Source organism: Stenotrophomonas sp. HMWF023 (genome assembly GCF_003060985.1).
In the GTDB taxonomy this organism is placed as follows: Bacteria; Pseudomonadota; Gammaproteobacteria; order Xanthomonadales; family Xanthomonadaceae; genus Stenotrophomonas; species Stenotrophomonas lactitubi.
Window position 1 is genome coordinate 16,249 of record NZ_QAIJ01000160.1, and the last position, 10,050, is coordinate 26,298.

A 10,050-nucleotide genomic window follows, 5' to 3' on the forward strand; every position below is an offset into this window, starting at 1 on the left:
TCAGGCCGAGCACGATCAGCAACAAGGCCAGGACGGTGATCAGCGGGTGGCGCGAGGTGGGCGTTGCGGCGGAAGCGGACTGCGGCGTGGCGGACATCGACGCTCTCCGGGGGCAGCATGCGCCCTTATGCCACCGTCACCGTGAAGTGCGTGCGTATTTTCGACGGCGGACACGACGACGCCGGCACAAGGCCGGCGTCGTCGGGTACCTCAGCATCGCGGCAGGATCACTCCTGCGCGGCGTCCTCGCTGCTGGCAGCAGCCGGTGCGCCGTCGGACGCGGCCGGGGTGGCGGCGGCCACCTCGTCCTCGTCCTCGTCGATCGAGGCATCCATGCGCTCCACCGCCTGCAGCTTCTCGTCCTTGGACAGGCGGATCAGGGTCACGCCCTGGGTGTTGCGGCCGACGCGGCTGATTTCCGAGCCACGCGTACGCACCAGGGTGCCGCCGTCGGAGATCAGCAGGACTTCATCGTCGGTACCCATCAGCACCGCGGCGACCAGCTTGCCATTGCGCTCGGTGGTCTGGATGCCGATGACGCCCTGCGTGCCACGACCCTTGCGCGGGTAGTCCGGCAGCGGGGTGCGCTTGCCGTAGCCGTTTTCGGTGGCAGTGAGGATGTAACGCAGGTTGGCGTCGTCGGCACCTTCGATCACCGCGTCGCCGGTGGCGATGGCTTCCTCGACACCGTTGTCGTCCTCGTTCTCATCCTCGATGCCGCCAGCACTCTCGGCCACGATCAGGCTGACCACTTCCTCGCCGGCCGGCATCCTGATGCCACGCACGCCGGTAGCGGTACGGCCCATCGAGCGGACCTTGTCTTCACCGAAGCGCACGGTCTTGCCATTGGAGGCGAACAGCAGGATGTCGCGCTCGCCATCGGTCAGGCCGACGCCAACCAGGGCATCGCCCTCGTCGAGGTTGATCGCGATCTTGCCGCGGGCCAGACGGAAGGCGAACTCGCCCAGCGGAGTCTTCTTGACCGTACCGTTCTTCGTGGCGAAGAACACGAACTGACCATCGGCGTACTCGCGCACCGGCAGCACGGCCTGCACGCGTTCGCCGGGCTCCAGCGGGATCCAGTTGATGATCGGACGACCGCGGGCGTTGGAACCGGCTTCGGGCAGCTGGTACACCGGCAGCCAGAACACCTTGCCCGAACTGGTGAAGGTCAACAGCGTGTCGTGCGTGTTGACCAGCCACAGCTGTTCGATGAAATCCTCTTCCTTGGTCGACGCCGCGCTGCGGCCACGGCCGCCACGGCGCTGCGCGCGGTACACGCTCACCGGTTGGCGCTTCACGTAGCCGGCGTGGGAGACGGTGACCACCACGTCTTCCGGGGCGATCAGGTCGAGGATGTCCAGATCTTCTTCGCTGTGGCGGATCTCGGTACGGCGCTCGTCACCGAACTCGGCACGCACGTTGATCAGCTCTTCGCGGATCACCTGCAGCAGGCGGTCGGGATCTTCCAGGATATGGATCAGCCCGGCGATCACTTCCAGCAGCTGCTTGTATTCCTCGGTCAGGCGGTCCTGCTCCAGCCCGGTCAGGCGGTGCAGGCGCATTTCCAGGATCTGGGTCGCCTGGATCTCGGTCAGCTGGTAGCCGCCTTCGATCAGGCCCACACCCTTGGGCAGGTCATCGGGACGCGAGGCTTCGGCACCGGCGGCGCCGAGCATCGAACCGACCAGACCCGGCTCCCACAGGCGCGCAAGCATGCGTTCGCGTGCTTCACCCGGGTTCGGCGAGGTCTTGATCAGTTCGATCATCTCGTCGATGTTGGCCAGCGCAACGGTCAGGCCTTCCAGCACGTGGGCACGGGCGCGCGCCTTGCGCAGCTCGAACACGGTGCGGCGGGTGACCACTTCGCGACGGTGGCGGACGAAGGCCTCCAGCATCTGCTTGAGGTTCATCAACTGCGGGCGGCCGTCGACCAGCGCCACCATGTTGATGCCGAACACCGACTCCATCTGGGTCTGCTGGTAGAGGTTGTTGAGCACAACCTCGGCCGACTCGCCGCGCTTGATTTCGATGTAGATGCGCATGCCGTCCTTGTCGGACTCATCGCGCAGCTCGCTGATGCCTTCGATCTTCTTTTCCTTGACCAGCTCGGCGATCTTCTCGATCAGACGCGCCTTGTTCACCTGGTAAGGAATTTCAGTGACGATGATCGATTCGCGGCCGTTGTCGGCCACTTCGACATCCGCCTTGGCACGGATGCGCACGCGGCCACGGCCGGTGCGGTAGCCGGCGATGATGCCAGCGGTGCCGTTGATGATGCCTGCGGTCGGGAAATCCGGGCCCGGGATGAACTCCATCAGGCCGTCGATATCGATTTCCGGATTGTCGATCAGCGCGATGCAGGCATTGATCGATTCGGTGAGGTTGTGCGGCGGAATGTTGGTCGCCATGCCCACCGCGATACCAGCCGAACCATTGACCAGCAGGTTCGGGAACCGGGTCGGCATGACCGTCGGCTCCAGTTCCTTTTCGTCGTAGTTGGGCTGGAAATCGACGGTTTCCTTGTCGATGTCCGCCATCAGCTCATGCGCGAGCCGCGACATGCGCGCCTCGGTGTATCGCATCGCCGCGGCGGAGTCGCCGTCGACCGAACCGAAGTTACCCTGGCCATCGACCAGCATGTAACGCAGCGAGAACGGCTGTGCCAGACGCACCAGCGTGTCGTACACCGACTGATCGCCATGCGGGTGGTACTTACCGATGACGTCACCGACGATACGTGCCGACTTGAAGTAGGGCTTGTTGCTGTGCGCGTTGAGTTCATTCATCGCAAACAGCACACGACGATGCACCGGCTTGAGGCCATCGCGCGCATCTGGCAGCGCGCGCCCCACGATCACGCTCATGGCGTAATCGAGATAGCTCTTGCGCATCTCGTCTTCCAGGTTGACCTGGATGATTTCCTTGGCGGTTTCTGCCATTCGGGTTCCGTTGTCTGGTAGCGGTCCAGTCCGGCGCATCCACCCTGGGGCGGTCGTGCCGGAACCTCGATTCAACCGCTGGATTCTACCACACGGGGCCGTTTTCCGCCTGCTTTTACGGTGATTTTACCGGCACAAATCAGGAACTTAGGGGTTTGCCGGCCAGCGGCCGGCACTACCGGTCGCCGGGCCGGGGCGGTTTCCCGTGGAAAGGCTCCCGCCCCTGCCCGCGTCAGCCGCCGAAGGCGGCGCGCATGTTCTCTGCGGTCGGGTTCAGGATCACCCCCCGCTCGGTCACGATGGCATCGATCAGCTCGCCCGGGGTGACATCGAACACCGGGTTCCAGGCAGCGATGCCCTCGGCCACGGTGCGGGTGCCGCCCACGCCGTACAGTTCGCCCGGATCGCGCTGTTCGATCTCGATCTGGCTACCGTCCACGGTATCCATGTCCACCGTCGAGGACGGCGCCACGACCATGAACTTCACCCCGTGGTGGCGGGCCGCGATGGCCAGCTGGTAGGTGCCGATCTTGTTGGCGGTATCGCCGTTGGCGCAGATCCGGTCGGCGCCGACGATCACCCACTGCACGGCACCGGTCTTCATCAGGTGCGAAGCGGCCGAGTCGGCGATCAGCGTCGCGTCGATACCGTCCTGCTGCAGCTCCCACACGGTCAGGCGCGCACCCTGCAGCCACGGCCGGGTCTCGCCGGCGAACACGCGGGCGATGCGATCCTGGGCCATGCCGGCGCGGATCACGCCCAGCGCCGTTCCGAAGCCGGCGGTGGCCAGCGAACCGGTGTTGCAATGGGTCAACACGCCGCTGCCAGCCTCGATCAGGCCGGCACCGAGGGCACCCATATGGCGGTTGGCGGCCAGGTCTTCTTCAGCGATGGCCTGTGCCTCGGCCTCCAGCAGCGCCTTCCAGTCGGCACCCGCAGCACCCAGGCAACGCCGCATGCGTGCCAGCGCCCAGGCCAGGTTCACCGCGGTCGGGCGCGAGGCGTTCAGCCGCTGCAGCGCCGGTTCCAGCTGCTGCAGGGCGTGCGTGCCGTCGGCCGCCTGCACATCACGTGCGGCCAGCACCACACCCCAGGCGGCAGCGATGCCGATGGCCGGCGCGCCGCGCACGGTCAGGGCGTGGATGGCGGCGGCCACCTCATCACTGTCATGGCAGGCCACATGCTCGACCACGAACGGCAGCTTGCGCTGGTCAAGCAGTTGCAGGGTATCGCCGGTCCACAGGATCGGGCGGATGTGGTCGTAGCGGGCGTAGTCGAGGTCGGTGGCAGTGTTCATGGGCCCATTGTAGGGCCACGCCATGCACGGATGGACCCGTCGGGATTCAGTTCACCGAGAATTCGGCGCGGCAGCCGCCGTCGACCCAGATGCCGTTGCGGTTCCAGCCCCAGGTATTGCCTTCCTCGCACGGGGTGCTGGAAAGCTGGTTGGAGATGATGGCGCTGGTAGAGATGCTGGCGCCACAGAAGCGGCGCTTCTTGGACTTGGATTCGCAGGTCAGCCGGCGCGCCACGTCGACAAAACGGCCCTGCTCGTCGGCCACCTCGAAATCACCCTGGCAACCCCGGGTGGTCCATACCTCATTGCGCTTGTAGCCCCAGCCCTGCCCTTCCCGGCACGGCAGCACCGACAGCTGCCGCAGCAGCCGCACCGGCGCACCATCCAGGCGTACAGGGCAACTCTGCGGGCGACCGTTGGACTCACAGCGCACGACCCGTCGCACCAGACGCTTGCGACCCTCGGCCGAGGGCACGGCACCATTCTCTGCACGGCGCGCGCGGAACTCGGCGCGGCAGCCCAGGGTCACCCACACGCCACTGCGGTCGGTGCCCCACTCGCTGCCACGGATGCAGCTGTTGCTGGACAACTGGCGGATCAGGTCGACACCGTTGCTGATGTCGATATCGCAGTGCACCCAGCCCATGTCGCGGGATTCGCAGGTCACCACTTCGCTGTCATAGCCAATCGACTGCGCCGATGCGGTCGACGGAAGCAGGCCACCCCATATCGCCACGGAGTACATCGGTGCCGCTACGACCGCAAACCACTTGACCAAAGCCTTCCCCATGAATGGATGAACCACGACGCAAGTGTGCGGTATCGGCTGTGATAAGAGCATCATCGTGCTTGCTGAATCAAGCGCGGAAAAGCGCGTTTTCGTTCAGCCTGCCAGGTCCATGGGAATTCGTCGGGTCATGCGTGGGCGAAATCGAATGCAAGTACATCTGCAATGCGCGGTGTACGGTGCATCGCCATCAACAGGCGATCGATGCCAACGGCAACGCCGGCACAGTCGGGCATCAAAGGCAGTGCATGCAGCAACGCTTCATCCAGCGCGGGCTGCACCTGTCCGCGGGCGTGGCGGCGCTGCAGGTCATGCTGGAAACGCGCGCGTTGTTCAGCCACATCGTTCAGTTCGTGATAACCGTTGGCCAGTTCCACCGCGCCCAGGTACAGCTCAAAACGCTCGGCCAACGGCGGTGTGCCGGCGCGGATGCGCGCCAATGCCGCCTGGCTGGCGGGCCAGTCGTGGACGACGGTCATGACCGCGTCATCGAAATGCGGTTGGATGCGGTGGGTCATCAACAGATCCAGCCAGTCATCGCGGGTCAGGCCCACCGGATCGATGTGCACCTCGCCCAGCGCGGCGCGCAGCGCTGCCTCATCGGCATCGAACGGGTCCACGCCTGCGTGCTGCTGGAACAGTTCGCGATAGCTCAGCACACGCAACGTCGCGCTGCGCCCCACCAGCGCCAGTGCCTGCCCCACCAGTTCCGCCGTTTCCTGCAGCAACCGATGGTGGTCCCAGCCAACCCTATACCACTCCAGCATGGTGAACTCGGGGTTATGGCGACCGCCCGCTTCGCCGTTGCGGAACACCCGGCCCAGCTCATAGCAGTCGCCCACGCCGGCAGCGAGCAGTCGCTTGAGCGGGAACTCCGGCGAGGTGCGCAGCCAGCGGCGGCGACCGCCCGCATCGACGTGGCCACTGAAATCGGTGTGGAAGCTGTCGATGTTCGGCTCGGTGTTGCCCGCCACCGACAGGATCGGCGTTTCCACCTCCAGCACGCCACGCTCGGCGAAGAAGCGCCGCACCAGCGCATTGAGGGTGGCGCGCTGTTGCAGGCTGCGCAGCAGTGCCTCGCTCACAGGATGCCCTCCGGGCGCGGATGATCCAGCGGCAGGGTCAGCAGATCGCGGGTGTCATCGATGTAGCCGCTGGCCAGATACAGGCGGCGCGCCAGTTCGTTGTGATGATTGACCTCCAACCGCAGCCGGCTCACGCCGCGCCCCCGCGCGCGCTGTTCGCAGATGGCCAGTGCCCGCTTGCCACGGCCACGGCCGCGTGCGCGATGGCTGAGATAGAGCTCGTCCAACAGCATGAAATGGCCGCCCTGCTCCAGGCTGAAGCCCATCGCGATCACCGCATAGCCGACGACGACTGCGGCCTCGTCCAGCCACAGCAGCACTTCGCCGTTGCGCGGATCAGCCAGCAGCGCATCGACACCACGGCGCACACGCGCATCGTCGAATTCGATCTTGTCTTCGGCGTAGAAATCGCGCATCAGCGCGATCAGCAGTTCCTCGTCGGCACGGGTGGCCAGGCGGAAATCCAGCGGAGCGGTCTGCATCAGTGTTCCTCTGCGGTTGCGTGCCGGGCGCCTGCGCACCCGGCCGGTTCATCATTCGTGTTCGGCGAGGTAGGCCAGCAGGCGCTCTTCATCCCACACCGGAACGCCCAGTGATTGCGCCTTGTCCAGCTTCGATCCCGCCTCGGTGCCGGCAACCACGAAACTGGTCTTCTTCGACACGCTGCCGGATACCTTGGCGCCCAGCGCCTCCAGGCGCTCCTTGGCGGTATCGCGATTGAGCAGGGCCAGCGTGCCGGTCAGAACCACGGTCTGCCCGTCCAGCGGCCCGGCCACCACTTCTGCCAGGGCCGGTGCGCTGGCCAGGATGTGCTTCATCTCCACTTCGGCTGCCAGCAGCATCGCGCCATGGCCCTCGCTGTCCAGCCAGTCAGCGACGCCTCGCGCGGTGTCATCGGGCAGGCCGGCGTTGACGAACTGGCCGTGCTCGGCGTCCAGCACCGACTGCGCGCTGGGCAGTGCGGCGACCAGCTTCTCGGCACGCAGGCGGGTGATGCCGGGAATCTCCGCTTCAACCAGCAACTGGGCCAGGTCAAGACCTTCGCGCAGCTTTGCGCTCGGCGGATGCACGTCGCTGATACGTACCTGCCCCACCTGCAGCAGCGCATCGATGGCCTGCTGGTTGCCCTCCTGTTCGAAGAAGTGACCCAGCGAACGTGCCACCTCGCCACCGATATCCGGAACGCGCTTGAACAGCGGCCACGGTAGACGGCGAATCAACGCCAGATCGCCAAACCACTGTGCCAGTGCCTTGGCGGTGCTCTCGCCAACGTGCTCGATGCCCAACGCGAACAGCAGCCGTTCCAGCGTCGCATCACGGCTGGCGTCGATCGCGGCAATCAGGTTGTCCGCCCACTTGGTGGCGATCTTCTTCGTGTTCCATTCGAAGGCGGCCGGCTGCGCCAGTGCCTGCGCGCGCCATCCGGCATCGTTGCCATCCAGCTTCAACACGGCGTTGAGCACCGCGCCGCTGCCTTCGGCTGGCAGGTGCAGTTTCAGGCTGGCTGCGAGTGCGGAAGGGTCTTCAGCATCCAGCACCAGCTTCAGGTGCAGCAGCTGGTCACGGGTGAGGCGGTACAGATCGGCCACGCTTTTGACGATGCCGGCGTCCACCAGCGTTTCGATGTACTTGTCGCCAAGGCCGTCGATATCCATCGCCCGTCGTGAGGCGAAGTGGGCGATGGCTTCCTTGCGCTGCGCCGGGCAGGACAGCTCGCCCGAGCAGCGCCAGGCAGCAGCACCTTCCTCGCGCACGATCTCCGAACCGCACACCGGGCAGCTGGTCGGCATCTGCCAGGGCGTGGTACCCGCAGGGCGGCGGTCGAGGATGACGCTGACCACTTCCGGGATTACATCGCCGGCACGGCGCACGATCACGCTGTCGCCCACGCGCACGTCCAGGCGCGCGATCTGGTCAGCGTTGTGCAGGGTGGCGTTGGAGACGATCACCCCAGCCACTGCGACCGGCGCCAGGCGTGCTACCGGGGTGGCAGCTCCGGTGCGGCCGATCTGGATTTCGATGGCTTCCAGCGTGGTGCTCTGTTCCTGCGCCGGGAACTTGTGCGCGATGGCCCAGCGCGGTGCGCGCGAAACGAAGCCCATGGTCTGCTGACCGGCGCGGTCATCGAGCTTGTAGACCACACCATCGATATCGAATGCCAAGCCGTCACGACGCTCGCCGATGTCCCGGTAATAGGCCAGCAGGCCGTCGCTGCCCTCCACCACCTTGCACAGGTCGCTGACCGGGAAGCCCCATTCGCGCAGCTGTGCCAGCGTGCCCGAATGCGTATCGGGCAGCTCACCGCCCTGCACGTCACCGGTACCGTAGGTGAAGAAACTGAGCCTGCGCTGCGCGCTGATCTTCGGGTCGAGCTGGCGCAGCGAACCGGCGGCGGCGTTGCGCGGATTGGCCAGCACCTTGCCACCGTGCAGGCGCGCGCGCTCGTTGTAGGCCTCGAAGTCAGCGCGGGCCATGTAGACCTCGCCACGCACTTCCAGCACATCCGGCCAGTCCTTGCCTTTCAGGCGCTTGGGGATGTCACCGATCTCGCGCAGGTTGGCGGTCACGTCCTCGCCGGTGCTGCCATCGCCGCGGGTGGCGCCCAGCACGAAATGGCCGTCCTCGTAGCGCAGGCTGATCGCCAGGCCATCCATCTTCGGTTCGGCGGAAAAACGCAGGGTGCCGCGGCGCAGACGCTCATCAATGCGGCGCACGAAGTCGGCTACTTCCTCATCGCTGAAGGCATTGGACAGCGACAGCATCGGCACCGCATGGGTGACTTCGGCGAAGCGTCCCGACGGGCGGGCGCCCACCTGCTGGGTCGGGCTGTCGGCACGGGCAAGATCGGGATGCTCGCGCTCCAGCGCCTCCAGCTCACGCACCAGACGGTCGTAGTCGACGTCGGGGATCTCCGGCGCATCCAGCTCGTGATAGGCGCGATTGGCCTGGGCGATCTGCCGGCGCAGGTCTTCAGCACGTTCGGCGGGGCTGGGGCTCATCGGAATCCGCGGGTTCTGGGATGGCCGTGAATTCTACCGCGCCTGCGCGTCAGGCCCTGTCTGTAGCGTCGAGCCAGACTCAGCAGGCGGCGAACAGCAGTCGAGCGTGGCACCAGCTCTACGCAACCGCTTGCCGGCACTCGCTGCCAGCGCTAGCGTGCGTCGGTCGCCCTTCCGGAACCGCCTCTGTGACCTTGCCTGCCTCCCGTCGCCACTTCCTGCAACTGGCCGGCGCCGGCCTCGCCCTTGCCGGCAGCGGCCTGCCCCGGTCGGCCCAGGCACAGCCAGCGACCGTTGCCGCGCCAAACGCCGATGTCGGCGCGGTGCTGCTGAACTTCAACGAATGCCCCTACGGCCCCTCGCCCGCTGCACAACAGGCGGCACGCGACAGCATCGCCAGCTGCGGGCGTTACCGCTTCGCCTTGGCCGGTGAGGTACGCGATGCCTTCGTCGCCCTGGCCGGAATTCCCGCCGACCACGTGCGCCTGTATCCGGGCTCCAGCGAACCGCTGAACCGTGCGGCGACGCTGTGGACCGGCCCGCAGGCGGGCCTGGTGGTGGCCGACCCGACCTTCGAGACGCTGGGCGAGATGGCAGCCGCGCGCGGCGCCCACGTGCAGAAGGTGCCACTGCGCAACGACGGCGCGCACGACCTGCGCGCGATGGTGGCCGCTGCCCACGCGCGACCGACCGGCCTGCTGTACGTGTGCAACCCCAACAATCCCACCGGCTCGATCAGCCCCGCCGAGGAACTGGCCTGGCTGCTGGCCAACAAGCCCGCCGGCACCCGCGTGCTGCTGGACGAGGCCTACCTGCAGTACAGCGAACAGCCCAGCCTGATTGCACAGGTGGCCCGGCGCGATGACCTGATCGTGCTACGCACGTTCTCCAAGCTGTACGGCATGGCCGGCTTGCGGCTTGGTGTGGCGGCGGCAAACCC

At 66.3% G+C, this 10,050-nt stretch carries 7 protein-coding genes; 1 reads left to right on the forward strand and 6 read right to left on the reverse strand.

Going from position 1 to position 10,050, the window contains the following annotated elements; translation table 11 throughout:
* Positions 1-227 precede the first annotated feature (227 nt).
* From gyrA to ligA, 6 genes are all read right to left on the reverse strand, one after another.
* Positions 228-2,942 (reverse strand): DNA gyrase subunit A, encoded by a 2,715-nt coding sequence (gene gyrA / locus DBR20_RS08705; protein WP_108265902.1) that lies wholly within the window; start codon positions 2,940-2,942, stop codon positions 228-230.
* 232 nt (positions 2,943-3,174) lie between these two features.
* Positions 3,175-4,239 carry an S-methyl-5-thioribose-1-phosphate isomerase gene (gene mtnA, locus DBR20_RS08710; RefSeq protein ID WP_108265903.1) on the reverse strand — a complete coding sequence of 355 codons (1,065 nt, stop codon included), beginning with the start codon at positions 4,237-4,239 and terminating at the stop codon, positions 3,175-3,177.
* A gap of 46 nt (positions 4,240-4,285) precedes the next feature.
* Positions 4,286-5,017, reverse strand: coding sequence for a DUF3011 domain-containing protein (locus tag DBR20_RS08715; RefSeq protein WP_108265904.1), 732 nt, complete (start codon positions 5,015-5,017; stop codon positions 4,286-4,288).
* A gap of 137 nt (positions 5,018-5,154) precedes the next feature.
* Entirely contained in the window at positions 5,155-6,111 is a 957-nt protein-coding gene (epmA, locus tag DBR20_RS08720; RefSeq protein ID WP_108265905.1) for an EF-P lysine aminoacylase EpmA, read from the reverse strand.
* Positions 6,108-6,593, reverse strand: coding sequence for a GNAT family N-acetyltransferase (locus DBR20_RS08725; RefSeq protein WP_108265906.1), 486 nt, complete (start codon positions 6,591-6,593; stop codon positions 6,108-6,110). Before DBR20_RS08725 ends, epmA begins: the two co-directional genes overlap by 4 nt.
* 51 nt (positions 6,594-6,644) lie before the next feature.
* Positions 6,645-9,116, reverse strand: a complete 2,472-nt coding sequence (gene ligA, locus DBR20_RS08730; RefSeq protein ID WP_181393052.1) for an NAD-dependent DNA ligase LigA — start codon at positions 9,114-9,116, stop codon at positions 6,645-6,647.
* 182 nt (positions 9,117-9,298) lie between these two features.
* On the opposite strand from ligA, the gene DBR20_RS08735 reads away from it, so the two are divergent.
* The coding region (locus tag DBR20_RS08735) for an aminotransferase class I/II-fold pyridoxal phosphate-dependent enzyme (protein WP_258223265.1) at positions 9,299-10,050 on the forward strand (752 nt) is incomplete at its 3' end.

Coding starts and splice junctions, on each gene's coding strand:
- gyrA (WP_108265902.1), bottom strand. CDS start 2,942: ATGGCAGAAACCGCCAAGGAAATCATCCAGGTCAACCTGGAAGACGAG.
- mtnA (WP_108265903.1), bottom strand. CDS start 4,239: ATGAACACTGCCACCGACCTCGACTACGCCCGCTACGACCACATCCGC.
- DBR20_RS08725 (WP_108265906.1), bottom strand. CDS start 6,593: ATGCAGACCGCTCCGCTGGATTTCCGCCTGGCCACCCGTGCCGACGAG.